The organism is Variovorax sp. WDL1 (assembly GCF_001541225.1).
Classification (GTDB): domain Bacteria; phylum Pseudomonadota; class Gammaproteobacteria; order Burkholderiales; family Burkholderiaceae_C; genus Variovorax.
In genome coordinates this window covers 3,049-29,328 of the sequence record NZ_LMTS01000076.1, presented here as the reverse complement: position 1 = coordinate 29,328, position 26,280 = coordinate 3,049, and the positions used below count along the sequence as shown (strand labels likewise).

Sequence of the window (26,280 nt, the reverse complement as noted above, 5' to 3'; positions counted from 1 at the left end):
GCCGGATGTCCGATCCCGGTACCCCGCCTCAGAGGCTGAAGATCTTCCCCGGGTTCATGATGTTCCTGGGGTCGAGCGCGCGCTTGATGGTCCGCATCATGTCGATGGCCCCGACGCCGGCCTCGTTCACCAGGAACTCCATCTTGTGCAGCCCTACGCCGTGCTCGCCGGTGCAGGTGCCTTCGAGCGCCAGCGCGCGCGAGACCAGCGCGTGGTTGAGCTTCTCGGCGGTCACGCGCTCCTCGGGCGCATTCGGGTCGAGCAGATAGCCGAAGTGGAAATTGCCGTCGCCCACGTGGCCGACGAGGAAGTAGGGGATGCCGCTCGCATCGGCCTCGGCCACGGATTCGAGCAGGCAGTCCGCCAGCCGCGAGATCGGCACGCAGGTGTCGGTCGAGATCACGCGGCAACCGGGGCGCGACTGGACCGCCGCGAAGTAGCTGTTGTGCCGCGCGGTCCATAGCCGCGTGCGTTCCTCCGGCGTGCTGGCCCACTCGAAGGCCTTGCCGCCGTGGCCGCTGGCCAGCTCCTGCACCGTCTCGGCCTGCTCCTTGACGCCGGCCGGTGAACCGTGGAACTCCATCAGCAGCATCGGCTCCTCGCGCAGCGCCAGTTTGGAGTACGCATTCACCATGCGCACCGTGTTCACGTCGATCAGTTCCACGCGTGCGATCGGCACGCCCAGCTGGATGATCTCGATGGTGGTGCGCACCGCGGCCTCGATGCTCGGGAAGGAGCAGATCGCGGCCGACACCGCCTCGGGCAGGGGGTACAGCCGCAAGGTGACTTCCGTCACCACGCCCAGCGTGCCCTCGCTGCCGACGAAGAGCCGCGTGAGGTCATAGCCGGCCGATGACTTCTTCGCGCGGGTGCCGGTGCGGATCACCTCGCCGCTGGCGGTGACGACCTCGAGCGCGAGCACGTTCTCGCGCATGGTGCCGTAGCGCACCGCGTTCGTTCCGCTGGCGCGCGTGGCGGTCATGCCGCCGATCGAGGCATCGGCGCCGGGGTCGATGGGGAAGAACAGGCCCGTGCTCTTGATCTCCTCGTTGAGCTGCTTGCGCGTGACGCCGGGCTCCACCGTGACCGTGAGATCCTCGGCGTTGACAGAGAGCACGCGGTTCATGCGGCTCACGTCGATGCTGATGCCGCCCTGCACCGCGAGCAGGTGGCCTTCGAGCGAGGAGCCGACGCCGAAGGGGATCACCGGCACGCTGTACCCGCTTGCGAGCTTCACCGCGTCTGCCACGTCCTGCGTGGTCTCGGCGAAGACCACGGCCGCGGGCGGCGGCGCATCGAAGGAGGACTCGTCACGGCCGTGCTGAGTGCGCACCGCCAGTGCGGTCGAGCACTGCTCGCCGAAGCGCGCCTTCAGCGCCTGGAGCAATGCGTCCGGCACGTCGCGCAGCGCAATGGCGGGGGTGAGATGGGCGAGGGCGGTGGGCGCGTTCATCGGCGGGTCTCCAGAGGGGGCTACCATTCTACGAACCACCTTCCACGAAGACAGCGACATGGGCAACCGACTCACGCAGATCGCCACGCGCACCGGCGACGACGGCACCACCGGCCTCGGCGACAACACGCGCGTCCCCAAGGACCATCGGCGCGTGCAAGCGATGGGCGATGTGGACGAGCTCAACTCGCACATCGGCCTGCTGTTGTGCGAGCCGATGCCGGCGGGGCTGCGCGAGCTGCTGGTCGACGTGCAGCACCAGCTCTTCAACCTGGGCGGCGAGCTGTCGATGCCCGGTTTCACGCTGCTGAAGGCCGATGCGCTGCTGCAACTCGACAGCGCTCTGGCCGAACACAATGCGGCGCTGCCGCGGCTGGCCGAGTTCATCCTGCCTGCGGGCACGCGCGCGGCGGCGCAGGCGCATGTGTGCCGTACCGTCGCACGGCGTGCGGAGCGCGCGGTGGTCGCCCTCGGTGCCGAGGCGGAGCTCAACGAGGCGCCGCGCCAATACCTCAACCGCCTGAGCGACCTGCTGTTCGTGCTCGCACGCGTGCTCAATCGCGTGGACGGTGGCGACGACGTGTATTGGAAGAGCGAGCGGCTGGCGCGCGCCGCCGACGCCGACGAATGAAAGACCCCGATCCAGGAGACCGACACATGCCCATCCAGCCTCTCTCGTGCGGCCACGCCGCGGCGCTCGCGGCCTGGCTCGCGCTGCCGATGGCCGCATCCGCGCAGAACGCCAACGATCCACCCACGGCGCAGCGCGCCCATACGCTCAAGGCGCCGCCGCAGAACGGGAAGGTCCTGGGCGGTATCCAGCGCGGCTCCGATGCAACGGGCCGCGGCATCGACCATGCCGACTCGGCCGCGCGCCGCGGCATCGGTAACGCCTCCGAACGCGCCAGCCGGCCCATTCGCAACTTCGGCGAATCGCTGGCCCGCAAGCTCCCCGGCGGGCAGGGTCGCGGCGCGCAACCGGCGGTCGGGCCGCAGGGCAACGCGCCCTGAATATGGCTCGGGGGTCTTTACCCGCGCTTACACCCTTCATGCCTGCCACACCGCGGGCGCGTTGCGGCGATACATGGGCGTTCCACACTGCACCCATGTTCCAACGCACTGAAGGAGTTGCAATGAACAACAAGCGCATCAAGACCCGTACAAGCATCGTCGCAGCCGTGCTGGCGCTCGGCATGGCCGGCAGCGCGCTGGCTCGGGACGACGGCTACGGTCATCGCGGCCGTCACGACGACGACGGCCGGCGCCATTCGCAACGGCTCGATCGGGATCACGACCGCCGCGGGCATTGGCAAGCACGGGACAACGACCATCGCCGCTGGGACGACCGTCGCGCCTGGCGTCGCGGCGGCTACCTGCCGCCGACCTACCGCGGCCACTACCACGAGGTCAGCGACTGGCGCGCCCATCGGGTGCAGGCGCCGCCCAGCGGCTATCACTGGGTGAGCGCGGACGGCAACCTGGTGCTGGCGGCGATCGCGACCGGGCTGATCGCCCAGATCATAGCCTCGAACTGAGCCCGGTCAGGCGGTGGTGGCGGCGGTCTGGGCGCACACGTTGCGCCCGGTGATGGTGAGCCGCAACCCGCCGCCGTGCCACTCGAGCCAATTGAGCGCCACGTAGGCCTCGATGTCCGCAGGGGCGATCTGATCGGCCTGGCGCTGCTTCAAGAGATTGACCGTGGCGGGCAGGGCCTGCCGCAGTCTTTCCCTCGCGGTGGCCCGATCGGCTGCCGCGGGGGAAAGATTGCGCGTGGGAAGAGAAGTCGATGCCTTGGCCAAAATCGCTCCGATCGCAGACGAAAGAGACCAATGTACGCTTCCTGCGAACGCCGTCACGGACCTTTTTCGCAGAAACCGCAGGCTGGCGCGCGCTGCCCGGCAGCGGCGGACCCTACTTCCGGGGCGCCTTCAGCAGTTTGCTGACCTCGTCCACGTTGTCACGGATGCGCTGGCTCACGATGTCGAAGGCCTCGGCCTGCGACTTGGCTGCCAGCTCCGACAACTCCCGGATGTCGTCGAGCGCCTGCTTGAAGGCCGCCTTGCCCAGGGCGTCCAGCTTGGCGAGGTTCTCGCGCGGCTCGGCGGGCGACATGCCCTTCACCGCCCCCTGCCATTCGACGATCGACGCCTTCAGCATCTCGGTTTGACGCGCCACCACGTCCTGCAGCCCTTGATAGGACTTCTGGTTCGCCTCCATCAGCGCCTGCAGGTCCTTGCGCCCGCTTTCGACAATGGTGCCGGCAGCGCCGGCCAGCGGAAGGTTCTGCAAGCGCTCGGCCATGCCCTTGAGCGGCTTGATGAAGGCCTCCTGGACATCGTCCGCGGCCGTCGGTCCCGCCTTTCTGGCGCCGGCCGTACTGCTCGTCTTGCTGCTGGTTGCCATGCGTGTCTCCGGGTTGTGTTGGAGCCGCCACGATACGCCCACACCCCTGCCGGATGGAAGCCGCAAACGCCCCAATTCTTTCCGTCTTGCATTTTCGCACGTGTGTGCTAAATTGGATGGATGGATGCCAAGACCCAGAAGAGCGAGCTGACCCGCACCGCCATCGTCGGCGCGGCGATGGATCTCGCCTCGGCCGAGGGTCTCGAGGCCATCACCCTGCAGGCCGTGGCTACGCGGCTGGGCCTGTCCAAGAGCGGGGTGTTCTCACGGGTGGGTTCGCGCGAGGCGCTGCAGAAGGCCGTGATCGAGGAATACGGTCGCCGCTTCCTGGCCGACGTGTTCGTGCCTGCAATGCAGAAGCCCAAGGGACTCGCGCGGCTGGACGAGATCGTCTGCCGCTGGATCGTGCGCACCCGTGACGTCGAAACCGAGACCGGCTGCATCTACACCGCCGGCGCCTTCGAGTTCGACGACCGCGAGGGGGAGCTGCGCAACGTGCTGGTCGAGGAGGTCACGCGCTGGCGCGCCGCCCTGCGCCGCACCGTGCAGCAGGCCATCGAGACCGGGGAGCTGCGAGCCGATACCGATCCCGCGCAACTCGTCAGCGAGATCAATGGCCTGATCATGTCCCTGCTGCACGACGCACGCTTCCTGCGCGACACGCGCGCTGCAGACCGCGCCCAGCTCACCTGGCAGCGCTTGCTTGCCAGTTACCGGGCGTGAGTTCCATGCCTGCAATCGCCCTTCAACTTCGTTCGTTCATATTTCGCACAACCGTGCGATAAGGAGAAAGCCATGCTCATCGCTCTGTTGTTCCTGGGGGCCTGCCTGCTGGGGCTGGGCGCGCGTACGGTGCTCGACACCGTTCGCAGCCTGCCGCAAAGCAACGACGACTGGGTCTGGTATTGAAGACCGCGGAATCCACGATGCCGACCTCCACGTCCACCACCTCAACCGCTGCCGCTCCCTCGGCCGCGGCCTCCAACTACTACGGCGCCAGCCCGTGGATGCGCGCCCTGCGGCTGGGCCTGGCCGCATCGCAGCGCGCCTGGCCCTCGCTCGGCGTGCGCGCCGCCTATCGCCTCTTCGGCACCCCGCTGCCGCTCAAGTGGCTCAACCGCCGCCACGGCCCCGACGCCGGATGGCAACGCCAGGCCTGGGCTTTCGAGAAGACGAGCCTCGGTCTCTACACGCCCGATGTCGCGCCGCCCGAGGCACCGCGCGTGCTGCTCGTCCATGGCTGGGGCGGCCACGCAGGCCAGATGCTCCCACTGGCGCAGACCCTGATCGCCGCCGGCTTCGCCCCGTTGCTGCTGGAAATGCCGGCCCACGGACGCAGCGCCGGCACGGTCAGCAACCTGCCGCAGTTCGCGCGAGCCATCGACTACGTGGCGGCACGGCTGGCGCTGGAGGGGTCCGCGCTCAAGGCCATCGCGGCCCACTCGCTGGGCGCGAACGCGTTGGCCTATGCGGCCAGTCGCGGCCTGCGCGCTGAGCGGCTGGTCCTCCTGGCGCCGCCCGCGTCACCGCATGCCTTCACCCGCTACTTCGCGCATGTCTTCGGCCTCAGCGAGCGCACGCGCGCCGCCATGCAGCACCGGATCGAGGCGCGCGAGGCCATCCTCATGCCGCTGCTGGAGCCTGCCGCCGTCGGCCCGCGCATCGCCCAGCCGACGCTGGTGGTGCACGACCGCGACGACCGCGTCAACCGCTTCGCAGACGGCGTGGCCTACCGCGATGCCATCGCCGGCGCGCAGCTCATCGCGACACAGGCGCTGGGCCACCGCCGCATCCTGCGGGAGCCCGCGGTGCTGCAGCAGGTGGCCGACTTCGTTTCGACGGGCGTGATCGGCGGCGCGCTCAGCGCGCCGCCAGCGCAGCCCCGTCCGGCAGCTCGATCTTGACTTCGAGCACCTCGAGGTCGTCCTGCTTCTCCAGGTGGACCTTGATGTCCTCGGCCTTGATCGACACGTACTTGGAGATCACCGCGATCAGCTCGCGCTGCAGCTCCGGCAGGTAGTCGGGCCGGCGCTTGCCGCTCAGGCTGCTGCGCTCGTGCGCGAGGATGATCTGCAGGCGCTCCTTCGCGACGCTCGCCGTCTTCTTCTTTTCGCCCAGCAGGAACGAGAAAAAGGACATGCTTACCTCCCCCCGAAGAAGCGCTTGAAGAAGCTGGGCTTCTCGGCCTCGACGAAGCGCATGGGCCTGTCTTCGCCGAGGAAGCGTGCCACCACGTCGCTGTAGGCCTGGGCCACTTCGGTCTCCTTGTCGTGGATCGCGGGGATGCCCTGGTTGGAAGCCTGCAGCACGCTCTCGGACTCCGGGATCACCCCGATCAGCTTGATGCGCAGGATGTCCTGGATGTCCTCCAGCGACAGCATCTGCCCGCCGGCCACCCGGTTGGGGTTGTAGCGCGTGATCAGCAGATGCTCCTTGACGGGTTCGCCGCCTTCCTTGGCCCGCTTGGTCTTGGAGCCGAGCATGCCGAGGATGCGGTCGGAATCGCGAACCGAGGAAACCTCGGGGTTGGTCACGATCAGCGCCTCGTCGGCGAAGTGCATCGCCATCAGGGCGCCGGTCTCGATGCCCGCGGGCGAGTCGCACACGATGTAGTCGAAGCCCTGCTCGCTGAGCTCGTTGAGGATCTTCTCGACGCCCTCCTGCTTGAGCGCATCCTTGTCGCGCGTCTGCGAGGCGGCCAGCACGAACAGGTTGTCGCACTGCTTGTCCTTGATCAGCGCCTGGCTCAGGTTGGCCTCGCCCTGGATCACGTTGATCAGGTCGTAGACCACCCGTCGCTCGCAGCCCATGATCAGGTCCAGGTTGCGCAGGCCGACGTCGAAGTCGATCACGGCCGTCTTCTTGCCCGCGAGTGCGAGCCCCGATGCAAAGCTCGCGCTCGTGGTCGTCTTGCCGACACCACCCTTGCCCGAGGTCACCACCACAATCTTGGCCATTCGAATCCTTCTCTTCTGTTTCGTTTGTTCAGGTGTGCGCATGCGCGCGGATGGGCGCTTCATTCGATGGCGCTCATCACGATCTTCTTTCCGTCCAGCGAGATCTGCGCCGCCTTGCCCGCGACCTCCGCCGGCAGCGCGACTTCCGCGGTGCGGTAGATGCCCGCGATCGCGACCAGTTGCGCCTCCATGCAGGTGGTGAAGATGCGTGCCTCGGTGTTGCCGCGCGCACCCGCGATCGCCTTGCCGCGCAGCGGCGCGTAGACGTGCACGTTGCCGTCCGCGATCACCTCGGCGCCGAAGCTGACCACCGCGGTCACCACCACGTCGCCGCCGCGCGCGTACACCTGCTGGCCCGAACGCAGCGGCTTGTCGATCACCAGCGTGCCATTCGCCGGCACCGGCACCTCGCGCACGATCTGGGGCTGGGGTGCCTCGGCCGGCGGCGGGGCCGGCCGCGGGCTCGGGGAAGGCGGCACGGGCATCGCGGTTACCGACAGGCCGGCGGCGCGCGCCGCGGCGTTCTGCCCATCGCTGCCGCCGCGTACCGCGACCGGCTGCGTCTGGTGGCGCGCCAGCAGCGCGCGCAGCGCTGCGAAATCGAGGCCCGCCGCCGCATCGCTCTGCTCCAGCTGCGAGAGGTCGATGACGACCGGCTCCTGGTCGAAGAAATCGGGGGAATCGGCGAGTTGAGCGTCCAGCGCCTCGGCCAGCACGCCCAGGTCCGCGGTCTTGAGGATCACGGCGATCAGCGGAAGCGTCGCGCTCTTGAATTCGAAAACCGCTCGGGTGCGCGCGGCGGATGCATCTGCCATGGAAAACGTGGGTGCGAAAAGCGTTGGAGTCTAACGGGGAGTGGCGGGCAACCTGTCGATGCTTCCCGGAAAGATGACCGGGCACAACACTTCTTGCACGGGGTTTCATATTGACCCGTGCATGCAACACCGGCGTCAATGTGCGCTTGACTCCTACACGCACGCAAGCGTTCTTTTCAGAGACTCGCTCGCTTCGGCCCTCAGCCGGGCTGCTCGTTTCCTCCTTTTATGCAACCTATCCTCGACATTCGCTCGGTGCGTCCGGACCTCTACACCTACAGCCTCGGCGCGGCACCGGCGGCCGAGCTCCAGTGCGGCGATTTCTTCGACACGGCGGAACGCTGCCTGCTCGACGCGGGGCAAGGGCTGTACAGCTACTTCGATAGCGTCCAGATCCGCTTCGCAGGGCTCGCGCTCGGCAGCTACCCGGTCGCGCGCATGGTGGAAGACCCGCTGGGCCTGTTCCAGGAGCTCATGGTGCGCGTGCTGCGCATCTGCCGGACGCACGCGCTGCCGAGCTGGTGGAGCCCGCCTCAGGCTGCGCGCGAGCGGTTGAGCATGGCGTAGAGCAGGATCGCGCCGAAGGTGGCGGTGCCGATGCCGCCCAGTGCGAACTGCCCGAACTTGAGCGTGAAGTCGCCTGTGCCCAGGATCAGCGTGATGGCCGCGACGATCAGGTTCCGGTTCTGCGAGAAGTCCACCCGGTTGTCGACCCAGATCTTGGCCCCCGCGACCGCGATCAGGCCGAAGACCACGATACTCACCCCGCCCATCACCGGCAGCGGAATGGCCTGGATCAGCGCGCCGAACTTGGGGCTGAAGCCCAGCAGCAGCGCGATCAGCGCCGCCACGACGAAGATCGCCGTGGAATAGATCTTGGTGGCCGCCATTACGCCGATGTTCTCTGCATAGGTGGTGACCCCGGTGCCGCCGGCCGCGCCGCTCACCATGGTTGCGATGCCGTCGCCGACGAAGGCGCGCCCCAGGTACGGATTGAGGTCGCGCCCGGTCATCGCGCTCACCGCCTTGATGTGGCCCAGGTTCTCGGCGACCAGGATTACCGCCACCGGCGCGATCAGCAGCATGGCGTTGACTTCGAACACCGGCGCCGTGAAGCTCGGCAGGCCGAACCAGGGCGCCGCTGCCAGCGGGCCCAGGTCGATCGGCTTGCCCAGGCCCAGGCCGTTGGTCAGCATGGCGTAGATCAGGCTGGCCGCGATCAGGCCCATGAGGATCAGCAGCCGCTGCACCATGCCGCGCGCGTAGACCGCGATCAGGCCCACGCACAGGAAAGTCAGCGCCTGCATCCAGGTGTCGAAGCCGGTCGGCGCCATGTTCTTGATCGGCACGCTCGCGAGATTGAGCCCGATCACCGCCACCACCGCGCCCGTCACCACCGGCGGCATCAGCCGCTCGATCCAGTGCACCGCGACATCCTGCTCGATCTCCTCCACCTCGACGCCGCGGATCGGCGTTGATTTGTGGTGCCGCTCGTTGGTGAGCGCGACCAGCACGCCGATCAGCACGTAGACGGCGCCGCAGGCGATGATCCCGCCGAGCGCCACGCCGAGGTTGGCGTTCGGCCCCTGGCCGGCATAGCCGGTGGCCGCGATCACCACCCCGATGAAGGCGAAGCTGGAGCCCAGGTAGCTCGGCACCCGGCCGCCGGTGACCAGGAAGAAGATCAGCGTGCCGACACCGCTCATCAGGATCGCGATGTTGGGGTTGAAGCCCATGAGGATCGGCGCCAGCACGGTCGCGCCGAACATCGCGATCACATGCTGCACGCCCATTGCAATGGTCTGCGGCCAGGGCAGGCGTTCGTCGGGTGCCACCACGGCGGCGTGGCCGGTGGCCACCGTGCGCCAGCGGGGAAGGTAGGAATCGCTCATGTCTTTTCTCCTCGGTTGTTGTTCTTTGGCCGCCCGCTGGGCGCGCTCGCCTTCTCAGCCTTGCGGGATCAGCACCGCCATCGTCAGCCGCGAGACGCAGGTCAGCTCGCCCGCGTCGTTCGTGAGGTCGATCTGCCAGACCTGCGTGCTGCGGCCGCGGTGTACCGGGCGCGCGACGCCCGTGACCCAGCCCGAAGTCGTGGCCCTGATGTGGTTGGCATTGATGTCCAGCCCCACCGCGCGGTGGCCTTCGGGCGCCGAGTAGTGCGCGCCGCAGGAGCCCAGCGTCTCCGCCAGCACCACCGACACGCCGCCGTGCAGGATGCCGTAGGGCTGGCGCGTGCGCTCGTCCACCGGCACGCGGCCGCGGATGAAATCGGGGCCGATCTCGAGGAACTCCACGCCCAGCGTCGCGACCGCCGTATTCACGTGGCTGCGGGTCAGCTCCTCGATCGAGATCTCTTTCTTCCAGATGGACATTCGCTTTCTCCGGTTCGGTTGGGTTCGGCCAAAACTATAGCGACTGGCCCTGACACGGCCACGAGCCCGCCGCCGATGCGCACGCCGGGCCATGGATCTAAGCTCGTGCCATGAAGCTGACGCGTGCCCGGCGATGGGTCATCGGCTCGGTGATCGTGCTGCTCCTGCTGCTGGGCGGCGGGGCATGGTTCGCCTTGCGGCTGCTGCCGAGCGACGAGGAACTCGCGGCCCACATCAGCGACAGTTTCGAGCGCGCGAGCGGCATCGGCCTGCGCGTTGGCGGCGCGAGCTGGTCGCTGCGCCCGGAGCCGGTGGTGGTGCTGCGCGACCTCGCGACCGAGCAGCCGCGGCCGATCACCGTGCGCCATGTCGTCCTTCGGCCGCGGCTCGATGCGCTGTGGCGCCGCACCATCGCCATCGAGGCCGTCGAAGTCGAAGGCGCCGTGCTCCCGCGGGCCTCGGTGCGCGCCTTCCGCGGGCGCTGGAAAAAGGACGAGGTCTCCGGCGTGCTGGCCGGCGCCTGGACGCCGGCCGAGATCCCGATCGAGCGGCTGCAGCTGCGCGACATCACATGGATCAACCGCCGCGACATCGCCCTCGCATATGACGCCGAGCTGCGCTTCGACCCCGGCTGGCGCCCGCGCGAGGCGGAAGTGCTGCGCCCCGGCGTTTCGCCCACCACCCGGCTGCGTCTCGCGCGCGAGGGCGGGGAAGACCGCTGGCGCGTCGAGATCGATGCCGGCGGCGGCACCTGGAACGGCCAGGCCGAGCTGCAGGCGCCGGACAAGGGCCCCCTGCGCCTCAGCGCCCAGCTGGAGCCCCGGGGCGTGGACGTGGGCGAGCTGGTGAGCGCCTTCCGGCGCAACCAGGCGGTCGAGGGCCGCTTCGATGGCCGCACCGAAGTGCGCAGCGAGGGCGATGACGTCGGCGAACTGATCCGCCACCTGAATACCCGCACCCGCTTCGCCATGCGGCCCGCGACTGTCAAGGGCTTCGACCTGTCGAAGGTGGTCGGCGCGCCCGGCGCCGCGCGCGGCGGCCAGACGGTGCTCGACGAGCTCACCGGGACCGTCGAGACGCAGAACACCGAGGACGGCGTCCTGCTGCGCTACACCGGCCTGCAGGCGCGCTCCGGCGTGCTCAACGCCAGCGGCAGCGCAAGCGTGCTCAATCGCCGTCTGAATGGCGAAATGGCGATCGACCTGGTCGATGGGGTGGTCGGCGTCCCGCTCAAGCTGGACGGCACGCTCGACGACCCTCAGCTCTCGATGACCGGCGGCGCGCTGGCCGGGGCCGCGGTGGGCACGGCCGTGCTGCCGGGCGTGGGTACCGCCATTGGCGCTCGCATCGGGCAGCAGGTGGAAAAGCTGTTCGGCGGCGAGGACGAGAAGAAGAAGCCGCAGCCGCCCGCGCCGTCCAGGGCACGTTGAGCGGGCGCTCCTTCGTCATCACGCGGGCCTGAATCCCGGCAGTGCATGCATGCGCTGCTTCAATGCCTCGATGAAGGCCGTCACCCGCGCTGGCCGGTACAGCCCCGGCGGCAGCGCTACGTGGATGCCGATCGGCTCCAGCCACCAGCGCGGCAGCACCCGCTTGAGCCGGCCGGCCTGGATGTCCGCATGGCACATCCACGGCGCAGCGGCGCCGATGCCGGCGCCGTTGAGGATGGCGCGGTAGCTCGACAGCAGGCTGTCGGTCTTGATCGGCGTGTCCAGCCGCACCATGCGCGAGCGGCCCGACCGGTCGAGCAGCCGCACGCTGCCCTCCACGTAAGGCACCAGGCCCACGCAGGGCAGCGAGGGCAGCCGCGCCAGCGTGACCGGGCCGGTGCGCTTGAGCAGGGCCGGCGTGGCGATCAGCACGCGCTCCATGGCGCCCAGGTGCCGGCTGACCAGGCCTGGGTCGCGCACCTCGCCCACACAGACCCAGCACTCCGCGCCCGAGGCCGCGAGGTCGACCACGCGATCGGTCAGCGTCAGCTCGATGCGCAGGCCCGGATGCGCGGCGCGCAGGTCCGTCACCGCGTCCGTCAGGAAGCCGGTGCCGTAGCCCGAGGGACCGATCACGCGCAAGGTGCCCTCGGGCCGGCTCTGGCCGCCCGACAGCCGGTGCGACAGGCCCGACCATCGATCGGTCAGGTCATGCGCCTCTGCCAGCAGCGAGCGGCCTTCGTCGGTCAGCGAGAAGCTTGCGGTCGTGCGCAGCGCCAGCTTGCAGCCCAGCAGCCGCTCCAGCTCCAGCAGGCGCCGGCTCACCGTCGGCTGCGTGGTGTCCAGCAGCCGCGCTGCCTTGCTGAGCGATCCGCTCTCGCCGATGCGGATGAAGGTCGCAAGCAGATCCAGGCGGTCGTGGGTGTACTTCATGCGCATGACGTATAGCACTTCATCGCTCGATACGTCTACCCACCGGGGCGCTCTGTTCGTATCGTCCGCGGCATGAACAACCCGGCCTCCATCGCCCGCACCGTCGGCGACACGCCCCAGGGCGGCACCGTCCTCGGCTTCTACGCACCCAAGGGCGCGCCGCGCCCGCCGCGCATCGCGCGCGGCGAGGGCGTCTTCCTGTGGGACGCGGACGGCCGGCGCTACCTCGACGCCACCGCTGGCGCGGTCGTGGCCAACATCGGCCACGGCAACCCGCGCGTGCTCGCCGCGATGACCGAGCAGGCCTCCAAGGTCAGCTTCGCCTATCCGCGCTTCTTCGAGAGCGAGCACAACATCGCGCTGGCCGATCGCGTCTGCGCGCTGGCGGGCGAGGGCTTCGACCGCGCCTTCTTCGTCTCTGGCGGCTCGGAGGCCAACGAATCGGCCATCAAGCTGGCGCGGCAGTACGCGGTGGTCACGGGGCAGGGCAGCCGCAGCAAGGTGATCTCGCGCGACCCCAGCTACCACGGCTCCACGCTCGGTGCGCTCGCGGTCACCGGCGATGCCAACACGCTGAAGCTGTACGGGCCGATGATCCGGTCGATGCCCAAGGTGCCGGCGCCGCTGTCCTACCGCGTGCCGGAGGGGTACACGGCGGCCTCCCACGAGATGGCCTGCGCCGACGCGCTCGAGCAGGCCATCCTGCGCGAAGGCCCCGAGACCGTGCTCGCTTTCATCCTCGAACCCATCGGCGGCCTCTCGACCGGCGCCGTGGTGTCCTCGGCTGCGTACTTCGAGCGCGTGCGGCAGATCTGCGACCGCCATGGCGTGCTCGTCATCTACGACGAGATCATGAGCGGCGCCGGCCGCACAGGCGCCTTCCTCGCCGCCCACCACTGGCCCGCCGCCCGGCCCGACCTGGTCACCCTCGCCAAGGGCCTGGCCGCGGGCTACACCCCACTGGGCTGCCTGCTGGCGCCCGACCGCATCGTCGACGCGGTGGCCGGCAGCGGCGGCTTCGTGCATGGCCACACCTACTTCACCAATCCACTCTCATGCGCGGTCGCGCATGCGGTGGTCGACGAGGTGATCCGCCAGGACCTCGTCACGCGGGCGCACGAGCGGGGCGAGCTGCTGATGGCGCGGCTGCGCGAGATCGCGGCACGGTCCCCCATCGTCGGCGACGTGCGCGGCAAGGGCCTGCTGACGGCGATCGAGATCGTGGCCGACAAGTCCACGCGGCGCCAGCTGCCCACGGCCTTCAACGCGCCGGCGCGGCTGACCGAACATGGGCTGAAGCACGGCATCGCGCTCTACAACCGGCGCGCCAACCTCGGCGCCTTCGGCGACTTCCAGATGATCACGCCGCCACTCACCATCAGCGAGGCCGAGATCGACATCCTGGCCGATCTGCTCGAGACATCGCTCGCGGACCTCGCCGACGAGATCGCGCGCAAGGGCCTCGCGGCCTGACCTTTTCTCATCCTTTCAAAGGCTCACCATGATCCATCGTCTCCTGCAGACCGCGCTGGCCTGCGCCAGCCTCGCCTTCGCCGCTGCCGCGCCCGCGCAGATTGCCGCCAACAAGGGTCCCGTCAAGCTGATCGTCGGCTACCCGGCCGGCGGCTCGGCCGATGTGCAGGCGCGCACCCTGTCCGACAAGCTCGCGGCCGAGCTCGGCACCACCGTGGTGGTCGACAACCGCACCGGCGCCGGCGGCCAGATCGCAGCCGACTACGTGCGCAACGCCGCACCCGACGGCCTCACCGTGCTGCTGGCCAACATGCACATGATGGTGATGCTGCCCCTGACCTCGAAGTCGGTGCGCTACGACCCGGTGAAGGACTTCAAGGCCGTCGGCCGCGTCGCCAGCTTCTACGAAGGCATTGCCGTGCCCGCCGCGCTGCCGGCCAAGGACGTGAAGCAGTGGCTCGACATCGCGCGCGCCGACCCGCAAAAGGCCAGCTACGGTGTTCCCGCGCCCGGCAGCGTCGCGCAGTTCATGGGCTATCGGCTCGGCACCGAAGCCAAGGTCAGCCTGGTCGCAGCGCCGTACCGCGGCGCGGCACCGCTGGTGCAGGACCTGCTGGGCGACCAGATCGCTGCCGGCATCACACCCATCGCCGACCTGGTGGCCCATCAGCAGAGCGGCAAGCTGAAGGTGCTGGCGGTCAACGGCGCGAAGCGCGCCGCGCTGCTGCCCGACGTACCCACGTTGAAGGAGCTCGGCCAGCCGCATTTCGACAACCTCGAATGGACCGGCCTGTTCGTGCCGGCTGGAACGCCCAAGCCCATCGTCGACCAGCTGCACGCGGCGCTGGGCAAGGCGCTGGCCAACAAGGAGGTGCAGGAGCGCCTGCTCAAGCTCAGCAGCGATCCGCACCCGAGCAGCGGGGACGAGCTGAGCCGGCTCATCGAAGACGACCTCAAGCGCTGGGGCCCTGTGGTCAAGGCCTCGGGCTTCACCTCCGAATGAGCAGCATCCCCCCGCACAAGCCTCTTCAGCTTCCCGGCGTCCACGGCTATGCCGACCAGAAGAGCGTGGCGGCCGGGGAGCTGCTGCGCTTCCACGTCAGCAGCGACCGGGCCTGCCGGCTCTCGGTCTGCAGGCTGGGCAGCGATGTGGAAGGGCGCAGCGACGACGTGGTGCTGCACCGCTTCGCGCCTTCGGCGGCGCGGGTGCAGCCCATTCATCCGGGTTCCTATGTGCATGTCGACAAGGGCTTGCCCGCCGCACTGCCCTTGCGCAGCCTGACGGTCGAATGCTGGGTCAAGCCGTGGCGCATCGACGTGCGGCAAGGCCTCATCGGCCAGTACGACTTTCCGGCCCATTGCGGCTGGGGCCTCTTCATCGAGGAGGGCGGGGCGCTGGGCTTCCACCTGGGCGATGGCGGCGCCTTCCGCGCCGATGCGCTGCAGGCCCGAGGCCGGCTGGCCGCACGGTGCTGGCAACACGTGGCCGCCACTTGGAACGGCCGGGTCGCCGCGTTGTGGATCGATGGCGTGCAGGCCGGGCAATGGGAGGCCGCGCAGGAGGTGCGGCCCGGCCCCGCGCCGCTGCGCCTCGGCGCCGGCGCCATCGATGGCCTGGCCGACCTTTTCCTCGACGCCGACCTGCTGATGCCGGTGGTCTACGACCGAGCGCTCGAAGCGCAGGAGATCGCGCAGCGCTTCGCGGCACGCGGCCTGGTCGCCCCCACCGGCCGCTCGGTGCTGGCCTGCTGGCCGCTGCGCGAGGAGCGCGGCGCACAGGTAGCCGACGCGAGCGGCCACCAGCGCACCGGCCGCATCGTCAACCACGCCACCTGGATGATCGTCGGCCCGGCCTTCGACCCGGCCAGGGTCGGCACCTGCGAAGACGCCGAATCCGCGTACGACCCTTTCAGCGATCCGACACGCGGCCATGGCCTGCGGCTGGCGAGCGACGACCTCTACGACTGCCGCTGGGAGGCCACGCACGAGTTCCGCATCCCGCAGGACGCACGGCCCGGCCTCTACGTCGCCCGGCTTCGCTTCGAGCTCGATGGCCGCGACGCCGACTACGACATCAGCTTCATCGTCCGCAAGCCCGCCCATGCGGCGCCCGCGCCGGTCCTCGTGCTGTGCGCCGTCAGCAGTTGGCTGGCCTATGCGAGCACGCCTTTCGCAAAGAACGTGGTGGACGATCCCGTGTGGCCGCGCCGCTCGATGGGCCTGGAGAACTGCCACCCGCAGGCCCCCGCCTATTGCAGCTACACCTACCACCGCGCCGGCCAGCCCTGCTACCAGGTCGGCCTGCGCATGCCGTGGCCCAACGCGAGCCCCAATGCGCTGTACGACCCCGAAGGCAGCGGCTTCAGCCAGTGGGCACGCCTCGAGCGCCGCCTCCATGTGTGGCTGGAGCGCGAGGGCTACGACTTCGATGTGCTCGGCGACATCGACCTGCATCGCGACCCATCGCTGCTCTCGCGCTACCGCAGCGTCATCGTCAACGGCCACAGCGAGTACTGGTCGACCCCCGCCGTGGATGGCCTGGACGACTACCTGCGCCGCGGCGGCAGCGCGATCGTGCTCTCGGGCAACACCATGTACCTGCGCGTGAGCTACGACGAGGACATGACGGTCATGGAGCAGCGCAAGGTCAACGGCCCCGGCCATGACGAGACCGTGCCGCCCGTGGGCCCGCCCGCCGGCCCTTTCGGCGAGCAGTACCACAGCCAGGACTGGGCGCGCGGCGGCCGCCTCAAGGCCTCGGGCCGCGCGGCCGCGGACATCATCGGCCTGGAGACCGCGGGCTGGGCCTTTGCGGACGGCGAGGACTTCGGCGTCTACCACGTGACGCAGCCGCGGCATGCCCTGTTCAACGAACCCCACCCGCTGGGACTGGCCGAAGGCCAGACCTTCGGCCATGCGCCGGGCGGGGGTCTGCCGCGCGCGATCGGCCACGAATGGGATCTCACCATCGCCACCCTGGCGCGCATGACGAAGCAGGTGCCGCCGGGCGCAGTGCTGCCCGTGTCTCAGCAGGGCATCGAGGTCATCGCCCACGGCATCCGCCGCGTGCCCGGCCGGCTCGACGCCTACCTCGACTGCTTCTCGAACCTCACCGAGTCCATCGACGGCCTGTCGGCCGAGATGATCTACTGGGAGCGCCCCCAGGGCGGCCGTGTGTTCCACGCGGGCGCGGTGGGCGCGGCCTGGGTGCTGGGCAGCGACCCGGTGTTCGGCCGCCTGCTGCGCAATGTGCTGTACCGCTTCGGCGTGCAGCCCAGGGAGTGAACCTCAGCCCGCGAGCAATGCGCCCAGGCGCTCCACGTCGATGTTGCCGCCGCTGATCAGCACGCCCACGCGCAGGCCGCGCAGCTGCGCCTTCATCTCGCGTGCGGCCGCGAAGCCCAGGCAGCCGGTGGGCTCGACCACCAGCTTCATGCGGGTGGCGAAGAAGCGCATCGCCTCGACCAGTTGTGTGTCGCTCGCCGTCAGCACGTCGTCGACATCGCGCCGGATGACGGCGAAGGTGTACTGCCCCAGGTGCTGCGTCTGCGCGCCGTCGGCAATGGTCCTGGGCGTGTCGATGTGGACGATGCTGCCGCTGCGAAAGGACTGCTGCCCGTCGTTGCCCGCCTCGGGCTCCACGCCGTACAGCTTGCACTGCGGAGCGAGCGCCCGCGTGGCCAGGGCCGAGCCGGAGAGCAGCCCGCCGCCGCCCAGCGGCACGAACAGCGCATCGAGCGGGCCGGTTTCCTCGAACAGCTCCTTCGCCGCCGTGCCCTGGCCGGCCATCACGTCCGGGTGGTCGTAGGGCGGGATCAGCGTCATGCCGTGCTTCTGCGCCAGGTCGCGCCCGATCTGTTCGCGATCGTCCTTGTAGCGGTCGTAGATCACCACCTGCCCGCCATAGCCCTTGGTGGCAGCCACCTTCGCGGCCGGCGCGTCGTGCGGCATCACGATGGTGGCGGGCATGCCGAGGATGCGTGCCGCCAGCGCGATCGCCTGCGCATGGTTGCCCGAGGAGAAGGCCACCACGCCGCCGCGCCGCTGCTGCTCGTCGAACTGCGCGAGCGCGTTGAAGGCGCCGCGGAACTTGAAGGCGCCCATGCGCTGCAGGTTCTCGCACTTGAAGAAGAGCTGCGCGCCCAGTTCCTCGTCGGCCGTGCGCGAGCGCAGCACCGGCGTGCGATGGGCATGGCCTTCGATGCGCCGCGCAGCGGCGGCGACATCGTCATACGTGGGGAGCTTGAAAGTGTCTGGCATGGGATATTTGTTCGCGTATAGGCCAACAAAGTTTACAGGACGTTATCTTATGGGCCAACAAAGCATCCAATCTTGTTCGTTTATGGGCTAACATAAACGTTTCCGAAAGTTGAAAGCCGTGCATGACCATGGATCTCAACCAGCTTCGCCTCGAGCAGGTCGACGCTGCGCTGACGCCCTACCGCGGAGTTCGAGGAGTTCAGGTTCCGAACGGAGGCTGGCTGCGTGCTGTGCGCGAGGCGTTGGGGCGGACAGTTCGACAACAAGCGGGGCGTCTGGGAATTGCTGCGGCTACGCTGCACAAGTCCGAGCAGGCGGAAGCGGACGGACGCATTTCACTGGCACAGCTGCGCAAGCTCGCCGAGGGGCTGGACTGCGAACTCGTCTACGGGCTGGTGCCCCGCAAGTCCCTGGTCGAGGTGGTCGAGGAACAGGCGAGCCGTATGGCCGAGGCCGAGATCCTTGGCGTGGCGCATTCGATGAGCCTTGAAGAGCAACGGCCAAGCGATGCCTATCTGCGTCTGCAGTTGGACCGGCGTCGCGCGGAACTGCTCTCTGGAAAGCGCTCGGACCTGTGGCGGTAGCGCTCCAGTATCAGGCGGGCCAAACGCCCATCGACGCGGACGAGCTCGCGCAGCTCATCCCGAAGCACATCGCCACCCAGGAGCAGCTCAACGAGTGGGAGCAGACCAACATCGTCGAAGCGCTCAAGTGGCTCAAGCGCGGCCGGCACACCGAAGTGTTGACCGAGGAGTTCTGCCGTACGCTGCACAAGCGCATGTTTGGCAAGACCTGGAAGTGGGCCGGAACCTTCAGGAAATCCGACAAGGACATTGGCGGCGATTGGCGCCAGGTCCCGATGCGGCTGCGTCAGCTGCTCGACAACACCCGCTTCTGGGTCGATGAAGAAGTCTTTCCATTGGATGAGATCGCAGTTCGGTTTCATCACCAGCTCGTGCTTGTCCATGCCTTCCCGAACGGCAACGGCCGGCACGCGCGGCTGATGACGGACAGCTTGTTGAGACGAGCAGGAGCGCCTGCCTTTTCCTGGGGCCAGCAAGCCGATCTCGCAACCGCCGGTGATGTCCGCAACATCTACCTGGATGCCCTGCGAGCGGCGGACGCCGGCGACATCGCCAAGTTGAGCGCCTTCCTGGTTCGCTGACCGCGCCGCTAGCTCTTTTCGACCCGCCTCCCTGTTCGGCAGCCCCCCGCCTGCCGATAGACAGGCATGAGCACGTGGAAGCCAGCGTCCGAGGGCGCGCCGAACTACCGGATCCTGCAGCGCGAAGGCTGCACGATCGTGTACGGCCACATGCCGCTCGGTGCCTGGCTGCGCCTGCTGCGGCAGGCCAGCGATCTGCATGTGCTGCATGCCGATGTGGCGCGCATGCTGGGTGCGACGGCCGTCATCGGCCCCGCCGAGGGCCTCGCTCGTATCCGCGAGCAGGAGGCCGCCGCCGCCACCGGCCGGGTCCGCGCGCAGCTGGGCCGCGCCGCGCGACGGCTGGACGCGCAGGCCGTGCGCTGGCTGGCGGCCGGCGAGCAGGGCCTGTCGAGCCTGGCGCTCTTCACCTTGCTGACCGGCGTGCGCCCGCCCCACTATGGCGGCACCGCGCTCGACCTGCCGGGCGATGCCCAGGACTTCCGGCGCTGCCGCCTGCTGGTGGAGCAGGTGCCTTCGTTGCAGCGCGCACTGCATCGGCTCGCGCGCCGCGTGGCCGACCCCGAACTCGTGTCCTGGGCGGCCCTGGCCGAGACATGGAAGGACCTTTGCGCCCAGATGGACCATGAGTGGCCGTCCTGGCGCACGCAGCCCGGCCGTGCACCGGGCGTGAATGCGATGCTGGCCTGCTTCCACGAGGTCGAGACCGACCGCGCCGTGCTCCAGGCCAGCCGCACGACGGCGTCGCTGCCGTTGCCCTACGGCCTGCCGCGCGCGGGCCCGGGCCGCGGCGATGCGCGTTGGCTGACCTAGGGGTACGCGAGACCTTCGCGTACGGATGTCCTGCTGCCCCTTCGGACTGCCCTACAACTGCACCGACGCCTCTCCAATGCCCGGGAACTCGGCCGAGACGAGGTCGCCCCCGGCGGCGTGAAGAATTCCGACCCAGCTTCCGGTGGTCACCACGGTCCCCGCCGCCAGCGTCGTGCCTTCGCGCGTGGCGTGGCGCAGCCAGCCCGGCAGCAGAAAGGTGGGATCGCCGAGCGTGTGGGTGCCTTGCCGCTCCACCGGCGCCTGCGCGCCGATGTGCACGCGGCAGGTCTGCGTGCGCCAGTCGCGCGCCTCGAATGGAACCCAGTCGCCGAGCACCAGTGCGCCATGCGACTGCAGGTCGGCCAGCTTGCACAGCGCAGGCGCCTCCAGCGCTTCGCGCCAGCGCGAGTCGACGAGCTCGATCGAGACGGCCATCGCATCGACCAGCGCGCTGGCGCTGGCCAAGTCCAGCCTGGCGGCGAGCACGGCATCGACATCGCGCGCCAGCCGCAGGGCCACTTCGGCCTCGATGCCGCGCTGGTGGAAGGGCCAGGCGCCGCTTCGGGCCGGGCTGGTCCAGACGCCTGCCGGCGGCAGCGGCGCATGCGTCAGCACCGCCTCGCGCGACGGGCCGCCCGATTTCCAGTGACGCGGCGCCGCGCCGTCGAACCAGCCGAGTTCGGCGGCCACGCGCTGCTGTACCGCATAGGCATCGGCTGCATCGATGAGCCCGGCGGCCAGTGGAGCCGCGTCGGCCGGCACGTGACCGCGGCGTGCGCGCACAAGCGCATCTGCAACGGCATCGATAGGCGATAGGGTCATTTCCATTCCTCTGTTGCTTCAAAAGGGGCAAAGCCCGGTGGACCGTATCAGCAATTCGGATCGACCATGACGGCCCACTAGAACGACACGCTCAAGGGCGCGAGCCCGCCGATCTCCACCTGCACCTCCGTGCCCCGGGAGGCGAACAGCATTCCTGTGCACGAGCCGCTGGTGATGACCTGCCCTGCCTTGAGCCCCGCACCACGCGCGCAGCAGTGGTTGGCCAGCCATTCGAGCAGCGTCCCCGCATCCGGGCTCGGATGCTCGCCCACGGTGTGGGCCACGATCTGCTCGCCGAAGCGCAGCTCGGCCTCGACGCCCGCCAGGTCGAACCACGACGGCTCGAAGGGCTGGCGCCGGCCCAGCACCAGCGCACCGTGGCTCAGGAGATCGGCCAGCTGCGCCCGGGCGCCGGCGCCGAGCCAGTCGGCCAGGCGGGTCTCCACCACTTCGATCACCGGCAGCACCGCCCGCACCGCGAAGGCCAGGTCGTCCCGCGTGTAGGGCGCGGCGCGGGGCGGCAGGTCGACGCCGAGCTGGAAGCCCACCTCGACCTCGATGCCGCGCAGCCGCCAGGCCGGGCCGGTCAGGAATGCGCCGTCGGGCAGCAGCCCCTCCGCTGGCAGCGGCGCGCAGGTCGGCACCTGGCCGGCGCGGGCGCCGACCTTCCAGCCGCCGACGGTGCCGAGGGCGGCCAGCGTCGCGTCCTGGATGGCGTAGGCCTCGTGCTGATCCGCCGGCTGCACCAGCGCCGAGGGCACGCGCCGGCCATCGCGCCGCGCCACGAACAGCGCGCGTGCGGCGGTTGCCGGCGTGACGGTGGCCGCTGCCTGCGTCACAGCTCGGGAAAGCGCTGCCACGGATGGGCGCGCTCGAAGGCGCGGGCCAGGTCGAGCAGCGCGTCGTCGCCGCCTTCGCGTGCGACCAGCTGCAGCCCGACCGGCAGCCCCTGGGCGAAGCCGCAGGGCAGCGCGATCGCCGGCAGCCCGGCCGCGTTGACGAAGCCGGCGAAGACGGCATGCCCGCGCGGCCCGACCTCGCAGTCGTCGATGCGCGGCGGATGCGTCTCTCCAGCCGGCCACGGCAGCGCCGCCGCCGCCGGCGTCAGCAGGAAGTCGTGGCGCTCGAACAGGCCCGCCAGCTCCGTGCGCAGCCGTTCGGCCTCGAACAGCAGGTCGAACAGCGCGAGGGCGGATGCGTCGCGGCCGGTCTGCGCATTGGCTTGCATCACGGGCCCGAACGAGGCCGGATCCAAAGCACGCGTGGACGACAGCGCCTGCGGATGCGCGACCAGCCACGCCAGCCCGACCTGCGAGAGCAGCGGCCATCGCTCGTTGACGGCCTCCGCCATATCGAAGCGATCGGCCGTCGTGACTTCGTGGCCCAGCGCCGCGAACTGGCGCGCGGCGGCAGCGGTGAGCGCCGCGATCGCCGGGTCGACCGGGTGATCGCCGAAGCGCGGGATGTAGAGGATGCGCGCGGGCGCCGCAGCCACGGGCTGCATGCCGCCGCGCCCGATCACCTGCATCATTGCGGCCACGTCGTCCACGCAGCGCGCCAGCGGCCCGGCGACCTCGAAGTCGAGAAAGATCGGCGGCAGTCCGCCGCCGCGCGGCACGCGCCCGCGCGAGGGCTTGAGCCCGACCAGGTTGGTGTGCGAGGCAGGCCGCCGGATCGAGCCGCCGCCGTCGGTGGCCAGCGCCATCGGGCATCCCCCGGCCGCGACCAGCGCGACCGCGCCGCCCGAGGAGCCTCCGGGCGTCAGCGCCGGGTCCCACGGATTGCCCGTTGCGCCGAACACCGGGTTGCCGGTGTAGCCCTGCATGGTGAACTCGGGCACGTTGGTCTTGCCGAAGATCACCGCGCCGGCCTCGCGCAGCTTCGCCACAGGCAGCTCGTCGCGCTCGGCCACGAGCCCGGCCAGCGCGCGGCTGCCCCAATGCGTGGGCAGGCCGCGCACCTGCAGGTTGTCCTTGATGGTGACGGGCACGCCGTCGAGCGGGCCGAGCGCGTGCCCGGAGCGCCAGCGTGCGCTGCTCTGCTCGGCCGCGTGGGTTGCGCCTTCGGCATCCAGCGCGACCAGCGCGTTGAGCCGCGGGTTGACCTCGGCGCTGCGCGCCAGGCAGGCCTCGAGTGCCTGCGCCGGCGTGAAGGCGCCCTCCCGGAAGCCGGCCGCGAGCTGCGTGGCCGTGAGTTGCCAGAGCGGGGTGATGGACGTCATCGTGCGCTCACATGTGGGCCGGCAGCCACGTCACCAGTTGCGGCACGGCCATCAGCAGCAGGGTGAACAGGATCATGATCAGTGCGAAGGGCAGTGCGCCCCAGATCGCGTCCTGGATGCCGCCCTTGTCCGGCCGGATGCCATGCACCACGAACAGGTTCATGCCCACCGGCGGCGTGATCAGGCCGAGTTCGCACATCAGCACGATGAAGATGCCGAACCAGATCGGGTCTACGCCGAGCGCGACCGCGATCGGGTAGGTGATCGGGATGGTCGCGACCTGCATCGACAGCACGTCCATGAACATCCCCAGCACCAGGTAGAACACGATCAGCGCCAGGATCAGCCCGGTGGCCGACAGGCCGAGGCCCGCGACCCATTTCGTCATCGACTCGGCGACGCCGGTCAGGCTGATCGTCAGGTTGAGGATGAAGGCGGCCGCGATGATCAGCAGGATCATCCCGCTCACCCGCGCCGTCGAGACGAAGCAGTTGCGCATCAGCTCCCGGCTCAGCTTGCCCGAGTGCCAGACGAAGCCGAGCGCCGCGATGACGCCGAGCGCCGCGCTCTCGGCTGCGGTCGCAATGCCGAAGTAGAGGCTCCCCATCACGATGCCGAACACCACCATGGGCGGCACCAGGTGCACCAGGGCGCGCAGGCGCTGGTCCAGCGGCACCTTGGGCTCGCGCATCACCTTGCCGCTGGCGAGGCTGGAGATCGCGATCCACAGCATGAAGAGGCTGGTCAGCAGCAGGCCCGGGATGATGCCGGCGATGAACAGCTTGCCGATCGAGTTGTTGGTGAGCGAGCCATAGACGATCATGTTCACGCTCGGCGGGATCAGGATGCCGAGGGTGCCGCCGGCGGCCAGGGAACCCAGCGAGGCGCGCATCGGATAGCCACGCTTCTGCAGCGAGGGCAGCGCCACGGTGCCGACGGTCGCGGCCGTGGCCACCGAGGAGCCGGAAGTCGCGGCGAACAGGGCGCAGCTGCCGATGTTGGTGTGCAGCAGTCCGCCCGGCAGGCGGCCGAGCCAGGCCGACAGCGCGATGTACATGCGGTCGGCAATGCCCGAGCGCAGGAGCAGCTCGCCCAGCAGCACGAACAGCGGGATCGAGGTGAGCAGGCTTTCGTTCTGCACGCCCCAGACCACCGGCGCGATCGAATCCATGAACGGGGTCCCGTAGGCGGCGATGCCGCCGACGATGCCCACCAGCGCCATCGAGACTGCGATCGGCATCCCCACCAGCATCATGGCGAGCATCGCGAAGAACGCGACCGCGATGACCGACACGTTCATGGCCTGTCCCCTTGGATTTCCTGGCGCACCGCGAGATCGTCGAGCTCTTCCTTCAGCTCCTCCTTGGCGCTCTTCGGATGGAAGTCGCTGTTCAGCCTGGCAATGTCGCCGGCGAGGAGGAGGCGCGTCGCGCGCAGCGCGAAGCCGCAGGCCACCAGCGCGAAGATCACGAGGCCTGCGTACCACACGCTTTGCGGAATGATCAGCGGCGTCGCCCAGGGCGTCTGCGCCGTGCTGCGATAGGCCATGGTGTCGCCGATCACCTTGAATGCGAGCCAGGCGATGAAGAGCGCGAACGCGGCGAGCAGGACGATCGAGATCCAGTTCAGCAGCGCCTGTGCGCGCGCCGGGAAGCGCTCGTGGAAGACGTCAACGCGAATGTGGTTGCGCCCCATCAGCGCGAGGCTGAAGGCGATGGTCGAGCCCACCGCCAGCGCGTAGCCGCCCAGCTCGTCGGCCCCCTGCAGCGAGATGTTGAACAGCTTGCGCGCCAGCGTCTCGATGGTGACGATCGCGGCCAGGCCGAGGAAGATCGTGCCGAACACGGTGGCCAGCACGGTCTCGATGCGTGTCTTGAGGCCGGCGGGCTTCGCGGGCGCCGCCGCCCCCCGGGGCGGGGCCAGGGGCTCCTGCCTCGCGCTCGTCATGACGGCGTCGCTCACTTCAGCCCCAGCACCGGTGCCACGGTAGCCTGCCAGGTCTTCGAACAGCCCGCGTTGGACTTGTCGCAGACCTCGGCCCAGACCGGCAGCGAGACCTTGCTCACCGCGCCGCGCACCAGCTCGAGGTCCGTCGGCGTGACCGGCACGTTCACCAGATTGAACTTCTTGCCCGTGGTGCATGGGTCCTTGCCGGCGTTGCAGTTCAGCGCATCCTGGAACAGCTCCTCCGAGTACTTCCAGACTTCGTCGGTGAGGCCGTCGAAGGCCGACTTCAGCTTGGCCTGCTGCTCGGGCTTCAGCGCGTTCCACGACTTCATCGTCATGCCGTAGCCGTTGAGCGCCATCTGGAAGCCGATCGGCAACTGGTGCGTCGTCACCTCCGGCCAGCCTGCGGAGTTCGCCGAACTCGGTCCGGTGATCGCGCAATCGACGACGCCGAGCGACAACGACTGGTGCGTGTCGGCGAAGGAGATCGGCACCGGCGTGCCGCCCACCATCTCGATGAACTTGGCCAGGTTCTGGTCGTACACGCGCACCTTCATGCCCTTGATGTCGGCCAGCTTGGCGACGGGCTTCTTGCAGAAGAGGATCTGCGGCCCGAACGGCCACACGCCGAGCAGCTTGACGCCGAACTGCTGCTGCAGCCGCGCATCGACCGTGTCGAAATAGGCCTTGGCCACCTTGCGGCCGGTCGCATAGTCGGGCGCCGCACCCACCAGGTCGAGGCCCAGGATGGTCGGCTCGTCGCGCGAGTTCTGCGACACGCGCAGCGAGACGAGGTCGAACAGGCCGGCCTTCATCACGCGCAGCTGCTCGGTGTCCTTGATGCCCAGCGTGTCGATCGGCTTGTAGTCGACATCGATCGGCAGCCCGGTGCGGGCGGCGAAGTTCTCGAAGAAGGGCTGTTCCTTGTTTTTCTGAATCAGTCCGGTGGCCAGTGGCTGGCCGATGGCCTTGAGCTTGATCCGGTCCTGCGCCTGGGCGGCGGGCAGTGCGATGAGGGCGGCCAGCGCGAGTGCGGCGGCGAAGATCTTGGAGGAACGATGGGGCAGCGGCATGAAGGCTCCTGGAGAGGGGAGGGTCGGAATCGGGGCGGCACGATGAAGAAGACTGGTCATTGGAGCGCGTGCCAAGGCTTGCATGCGAACTTTCCCGCGCTGCGGGAAAGCCGGCAGAAGCCTTTTGGAATCAATCACTTGGC

At 69.2% G+C, this 26,280-nt stretch carries 29 protein-coding genes; 13 read left to right on the top strand and 16 right to left on the bottom strand.

All coding sequences use genetic code 11. The features are described from left to right. Positions 1-28 precede the first annotated feature (28 nt). Positions 29-1,453 (bottom strand): FAD-binding oxidoreductase, encoded by a 1,425-nt coding sequence (locus tag APY03_RS10720; protein ID WP_068676607.1) that lies wholly within the window; start codon positions 1,451-1,453, stop codon positions 29-31. Between the two features lie 58 nt (positions 1,454-1,511). On the opposite strand from APY03_RS10720, the gene APY03_RS10715 reads away from it, so the two are divergent. From APY03_RS10715 to APY03_RS10705, 3 genes are all read left to right on the top strand, one after another. Further along, positions 1,512-2,084, top strand: coding sequence for a cob(I)yrinic acid a,c-diamide adenosyltransferase (locus tag APY03_RS10715; protein WP_068676605.1), 573 nt, complete (start codon positions 1,512-1,514; stop codon positions 2,082-2,084). A gap of 26 nt (positions 2,085-2,110) precedes the next feature. After that, on the top strand, positions 2,111-2,464 hold the full coding sequence (locus tag APY03_RS10710) for a hypothetical protein (RefSeq protein WP_068676603.1): 354 nt from the start codon (positions 2,111-2,113) through the stop codon (positions 2,462-2,464). A 122-nt stretch (positions 2,465-2,586) separates the two neighbouring features. After that, positions 2,587-2,988 carry an RcnB family protein gene (locus tag APY03_RS10705; RefSeq protein WP_068676601.1) on the top strand — a complete coding sequence of 134 codons (402 nt, stop codon included), beginning with the start codon at positions 2,587-2,589 and terminating at the stop codon, positions 2,986-2,988. A 6-nt stretch (positions 2,989-2,994) separates the two neighbouring features. Here the strand turns inward: APY03_RS10705 and APY03_RS43565 are convergent, their stop codons facing one another. Then, a complete protein-coding gene (locus APY03_RS43565) occupies positions 2,995-3,141 on the bottom strand; it encodes a hypothetical protein (protein WP_232324224.1) in 147 nt (48 codons plus the stop codon). A gap of 223 nt (positions 3,142-3,364) precedes the next feature. Next, positions 3,365-3,856: a TIGR01841 family phasin gene (gene phaP, locus APY03_RS10695; RefSeq protein WP_068676598.1), complete on the bottom strand. Its 492-nt coding sequence runs from the start codon at positions 3,854-3,856 to the stop codon at positions 3,365-3,367. 120 nt (positions 3,857-3,976) lie between these two features. Between phaP and APY03_RS10690 the strand changes: the two genes are divergently transcribed. Continuing rightward, positions 3,977-4,579 (top strand): TetR/AcrR family transcriptional regulator, encoded by a 603-nt coding sequence (locus APY03_RS10690; RefSeq protein WP_068676596.1) that lies wholly within the window; start codon positions 3,977-3,979, stop codon positions 4,577-4,579. 203 nt (positions 4,580-4,782) lie between these two features. Next, on the top strand, positions 4,783-5,760 hold the full coding sequence (locus tag APY03_RS10685; RefSeq protein WP_068676708.1) for an alpha/beta hydrolase: 978 nt from the start codon (positions 4,783-4,785) through the stop codon (positions 5,758-5,760). On the opposite strand, the gene minE is transcribed toward APY03_RS10685, so the two are convergent. The 3 genes from minE to minC are packed head-to-tail and all read right to left on the bottom strand — an operon-like array spanning position 5,717 to position 7,628. Then, positions 5,717-5,995, bottom strand: a complete 279-nt coding sequence (minE, locus tag APY03_RS10680) for a cell division topological specificity factor MinE (RefSeq protein WP_068676594.1) — start codon at positions 5,993-5,995, stop codon at positions 5,717-5,719. The genes APY03_RS10685 and minE overlap by 44 nt on opposite strands. A 2-nt stretch (positions 5,996-5,997) precedes the next feature. Continuing rightward, positions 5,998-6,813 (bottom strand): septum site-determining protein MinD, encoded by an 816-nt coding sequence (gene minD / locus APY03_RS10675; RefSeq protein ID WP_068676592.1) that lies wholly within the window; start codon positions 6,811-6,813, stop codon positions 5,998-6,000. A gap of 59 nt (positions 6,814-6,872) precedes the next feature. Then, complete coding sequence (minC, locus tag APY03_RS10670; RefSeq protein ID WP_068676590.1) at positions 6,873-7,628, bottom strand: septum site-determining protein MinC; 756 nt, start codon at positions 7,626-7,628, stop codon at positions 6,873-6,875. Between the two features lie 228 nt (positions 7,629-7,856). On the opposite strand from minC, the gene APY03_RS10665 reads away from it, so the two are divergent. Then, positions 7,857-8,195: a hypothetical protein gene (locus APY03_RS10665; RefSeq protein ID WP_068676588.1), complete on the top strand. Its 339-nt coding sequence runs from the start codon at positions 7,857-7,859 to the stop codon at positions 8,193-8,195. Here APY03_RS10665 and APY03_RS10660 read toward each other — a convergent pair. Together APY03_RS10660 and APY03_RS10655 are read right to left on the bottom strand one after the other, a co-directional pair. Further along, a complete protein-coding gene (locus tag APY03_RS10660; protein ID WP_068676586.1) occupies positions 8,162-9,520 on the bottom strand; it encodes a solute carrier family 23 protein in 1,359 nt (452 codons plus the stop codon). The two genes, APY03_RS10665 and APY03_RS10660, sit on opposite strands and share 34 nt — an antisense overlap. Positions 9,521-9,574: 54 nt before the next feature. Beyond that, entirely contained in the window at positions 9,575-10,000 is a 426-nt protein-coding gene (locus APY03_RS10655; RefSeq protein ID WP_068676584.1) for a hotdog fold thioesterase, read from the bottom strand. Positions 10,001-10,110: 110 nt separating this feature from the next. Between APY03_RS10655 and APY03_RS10650 the strand changes: the two genes are divergently transcribed. Then, positions 10,111-11,430 (top strand): AsmA family protein, encoded by a 1,320-nt coding sequence (locus APY03_RS10650; RefSeq protein WP_068676582.1) that lies wholly within the window; start codon positions 10,111-10,113, stop codon positions 11,428-11,430. A gap of 18 nt (positions 11,431-11,448) precedes the next feature. On the opposite strand, the gene APY03_RS10645 is transcribed toward APY03_RS10650, so the two are convergent. Next, on the bottom strand, positions 11,449-12,363 hold the full coding sequence (locus tag APY03_RS10645) for a LysR family transcriptional regulator (protein WP_068676706.1): 915 nt from the start codon (positions 12,361-12,363) through the stop codon (positions 11,449-11,451). 72 nt (positions 12,364-12,435) lie between these two features. Here APY03_RS10645 and APY03_RS10640 point away from each other — a divergent pair, with 72 nt between their 5' ends. Genes APY03_RS10640 through APY03_RS10630 form a run of 3 tightly spaced genes read left to right on the top strand, consistent with a single transcriptional unit; the run spans position 12,436 to position 17,121 of the window. Beyond that, positions 12,436-13,836: an aminotransferase family protein gene (locus tag APY03_RS10640; protein ID WP_083944274.1), complete on the top strand. Its 1,401-nt coding sequence runs from the start codon at positions 12,436-12,438 to the stop codon at positions 13,834-13,836. A gap of 28 nt (positions 13,837-13,864) precedes the next feature. Further along, positions 13,865-14,839, top strand: a complete 975-nt coding sequence (locus APY03_RS10635; RefSeq protein ID WP_068676580.1) for a Bug family tripartite tricarboxylate transporter substrate binding protein — start codon at positions 13,865-13,867, stop codon at positions 14,837-14,839. Next, on the top strand, positions 14,836-17,121 hold the full coding sequence (locus APY03_RS10630; RefSeq protein ID WP_068676578.1) for a LamG domain-containing protein: 2,286 nt from the start codon (positions 14,836-14,838) through the stop codon (positions 17,119-17,121). Before APY03_RS10635 ends, APY03_RS10630 begins: the two co-directional genes overlap by 4 nt. Before the next feature lie 3 nt (positions 17,122-17,124). Here the strand turns inward: APY03_RS10630 and APY03_RS10625 are convergent, their stop codons facing one another. Next, positions 17,125-18,096, bottom strand: a complete 972-nt coding sequence (locus tag APY03_RS10625) for a threo-3-hydroxy-L-aspartate ammonia-lyase (RefSeq protein WP_068676576.1) — start codon at positions 18,094-18,096, stop codon at positions 17,125-17,127. Between the two features lie 122 nt (positions 18,097-18,218). On the opposite strand from APY03_RS10625, the gene APY03_RS10620 reads away from it, so the two are divergent. From APY03_RS10620 to APY03_RS10610, 3 genes are all read left to right on the top strand, one after another. Beyond that, positions 18,219-18,680 (top strand): mobile mystery protein A, encoded by a 462-nt coding sequence (locus APY03_RS10620; protein WP_068676574.1) that lies wholly within the window; start codon positions 18,219-18,221, stop codon positions 18,678-18,680. After that, positions 18,671-19,261, top strand: a complete 591-nt coding sequence (locus APY03_RS10615; RefSeq protein WP_068676572.1) for a mobile mystery protein B — start codon at positions 18,671-18,673, stop codon at positions 19,259-19,261. Before APY03_RS10620 ends, APY03_RS10615 begins: the two co-directional genes overlap by 10 nt. Positions 19,262-19,327: 66 nt before the next feature. Beyond that, positions 19,328-20,074, top strand: coding sequence for a hypothetical protein (locus tag APY03_RS10610; RefSeq protein WP_068676570.1), 747 nt, complete (start codon positions 19,328-19,330; stop codon positions 20,072-20,074). A gap of 51 nt (positions 20,075-20,125) precedes the next feature. On the opposite strand, the gene APY03_RS10605 is transcribed toward APY03_RS10610, so the two are convergent. The 6 genes from APY03_RS10605 to APY03_RS10580 form a co-directional block, all read right to left on the bottom strand. Continuing rightward, the gene (locus tag APY03_RS10605; protein WP_068676701.1) at positions 20,126-20,896 is read right to left on the bottom strand and encodes a fumarylacetoacetate hydrolase family protein; all 771 of its coding nucleotides are present in this window, start codon (positions 20,894-20,896) and stop codon (positions 20,126-20,128) included. Positions 20,897-20,973: 77 nt separating this feature from the next. Next, complete coding sequence (locus tag APY03_RS10600) at positions 20,974-21,756, bottom strand: 2-keto-4-pentenoate hydratase (protein WP_232081194.1); 783 nt, start codon at positions 21,754-21,756, stop codon at positions 20,974-20,976. Continuing rightward, entirely contained in the window at positions 21,732-23,117 is a 1,386-nt protein-coding gene (locus APY03_RS10595; RefSeq protein WP_068676566.1) for an amidase, read from the bottom strand. Before APY03_RS10595 ends, APY03_RS10600 begins: the two co-directional genes overlap by 25 nt. Before the next feature lie 7 nt (positions 23,118-23,124). Then, positions 23,125-24,417: a TRAP transporter large permease gene (locus APY03_RS10590; protein WP_068676564.1), complete on the bottom strand. Its 1,293-nt coding sequence runs from the start codon at positions 24,415-24,417 to the stop codon at positions 23,125-23,127. Then, positions 24,414-25,064, bottom strand: coding sequence for a TRAP transporter small permease subunit (locus tag APY03_RS10585; RefSeq protein WP_068676699.1), 651 nt, complete (start codon positions 25,062-25,064; stop codon positions 24,414-24,416). The genes APY03_RS10590 and APY03_RS10585 overlap by 4 nt, the downstream gene beginning before the upstream one ends. 11 nt (positions 25,065-25,075) lie before the next feature. Further along, positions 25,076-26,137: a TRAP transporter substrate-binding protein gene (locus APY03_RS10580; protein ID WP_068676562.1), complete on the bottom strand. Its 1,062-nt coding sequence runs from the start codon at positions 26,135-26,137 to the stop codon at positions 25,076-25,078. Positions 26,138-26,280 lie beyond the last annotated feature (143 nt).

Bases quoted from the DNA above. Each gene is read 5' to 3' on its own strand.
- APY03_RS10720 (WP_068676607.1), bottom strand. From the start codon at position 1,453: ATGAACGCGCCCACCGCCCTCGCCCATCTCACCCCCGCCATTGCGCTG.
- APY03_RS10715 (WP_068676605.1), top strand. From the start codon at position 1,512: ATGGGCAACCGACTCACGCAGATCGCCACGCGCACCGGCGACGACGGC.
- APY03_RS10710 (WP_068676603.1), top strand. From the start codon at position 2,111: ATGCCCATCCAGCCTCTCTCGTGCGGCCACGCCGCGGCGCTCGCGGCC.
- APY03_RS10705 (WP_068676601.1), top strand. From the start codon at position 2,587: ATGAACAACAAGCGCATCAAGACCCGTACAAGCATCGTCGCAGCCGTG.
- phaP (WP_068676598.1), bottom strand. From the start codon at position 3,856: ATGGCAACCAGCAGCAAGACGAGCAGTACGGCCGGCGCCAGAAAGGCG.
- APY03_RS10690 (WP_068676596.1), top strand. From the start codon at position 3,977: ATGGATGCCAAGACCCAGAAGAGCGAGCTGACCCGCACCGCCATCGTC.
- APY03_RS10685 (WP_068676708.1), top strand. From the start codon at position 4,783: ATGCCGACCTCCACGTCCACCACCTCAACCGCTGCCGCTCCCTCGGCC.
- minE (WP_068676594.1), bottom strand. From the start codon at position 5,995: ATGTCCTTTTTCTCGTTCCTGCTGGGCGAAAAGAAGAAGACGGCGAGC.
- minD (WP_068676592.1), bottom strand. From the start codon at position 6,813: ATGGCCAAGATTGTGGTGGTGACCTCGGGCAAGGGTGGTGTCGGCAAG.
- minC (WP_068676590.1), bottom strand. From the start codon at position 7,628: ATGGCAGATGCATCCGCCGCGCGCACCCGAGCGGTTTTCGAATTCAAG.
- APY03_RS10665 (WP_068676588.1), top strand. From the start codon at position 7,857: ATGCAACCTATCCTCGACATTCGCTCGGTGCGTCCGGACCTCTACACC.
- APY03_RS10660 (WP_068676586.1), bottom strand. From the start codon at position 9,520: ATGAGCGATTCCTACCTTCCCCGCTGGCGCACGGTGGCCACCGGCCAC.
- APY03_RS10655 (WP_068676584.1), bottom strand. From the start codon at position 10,000: ATGTCCATCTGGAAGAAAGAGATCTCGATCGAGGAGCTGACCCGCAGC.
- APY03_RS10650 (WP_068676582.1), top strand. From the start codon at position 10,111: ATGAAGCTGACGCGTGCCCGGCGATGGGTCATCGGCTCGGTGATCGTG.
- APY03_RS10645 (WP_068676706.1), bottom strand. From the start codon at position 12,363: ATGAAGTACACCCACGACCGCCTGGATCTGCTTGCGACCTTCATCCGC.
- APY03_RS10640 (WP_083944274.1), top strand. From the start codon at position 12,436: ATGAACAACCCGGCCTCCATCGCCCGCACCGTCGGCGACACGCCCCAG.
- APY03_RS10635 (WP_068676580.1), top strand. From the start codon at position 13,865: ATGATCCATCGTCTCCTGCAGACCGCGCTGGCCTGCGCCAGCCTCGCC.
- APY03_RS10630 (WP_068676578.1), top strand. From the start codon at position 14,836: ATGAGCAGCATCCCCCCGCACAAGCCTCTTCAGCTTCCCGGCGTCCAC.
- APY03_RS10625 (WP_068676576.1), bottom strand. From the start codon at position 18,096: ATGCCAGACACTTTCAAGCTCCCCACGTATGACGATGTCGCCGCCGCT.
- APY03_RS10620 (WP_068676574.1), top strand. From the start codon at position 18,219: ATGACCATGGATCTCAACCAGCTTCGCCTCGAGCAGGTCGACGCTGCG.
- APY03_RS10610 (WP_068676570.1), top strand. From the start codon at position 19,328: ATGAGCACGTGGAAGCCAGCGTCCGAGGGCGCGCCGAACTACCGGATC.
- APY03_RS10605 (WP_068676701.1), bottom strand. From the start codon at position 20,896: ATGACCCTATCGCCTATCGATGCCGTTGCAGATGCGCTTGTGCGCGCA.
- APY03_RS10595 (WP_068676566.1), bottom strand. From the start codon at position 23,117: ATGACGTCCATCACCCCGCTCTGGCAACTCACGGCCACGCAGCTCGCG.
- APY03_RS10590 (WP_068676564.1), bottom strand. From the start codon at position 24,417: ATGAACGTGTCGGTCATCGCGGTCGCGTTCTTCGCGATGCTCGCCATG.
- APY03_RS10585 (WP_068676699.1), bottom strand. From the start codon at position 25,064: ATGACGAGCGCGAGGCAGGAGCCCCTGGCCCCGCCCCGGGGGGCGGCG.
- APY03_RS10580 (WP_068676562.1), bottom strand. From the start codon at position 26,137: ATGCCGCTGCCCCATCGTTCCTCCAAGATCTTCGCCGCCGCACTCGCG.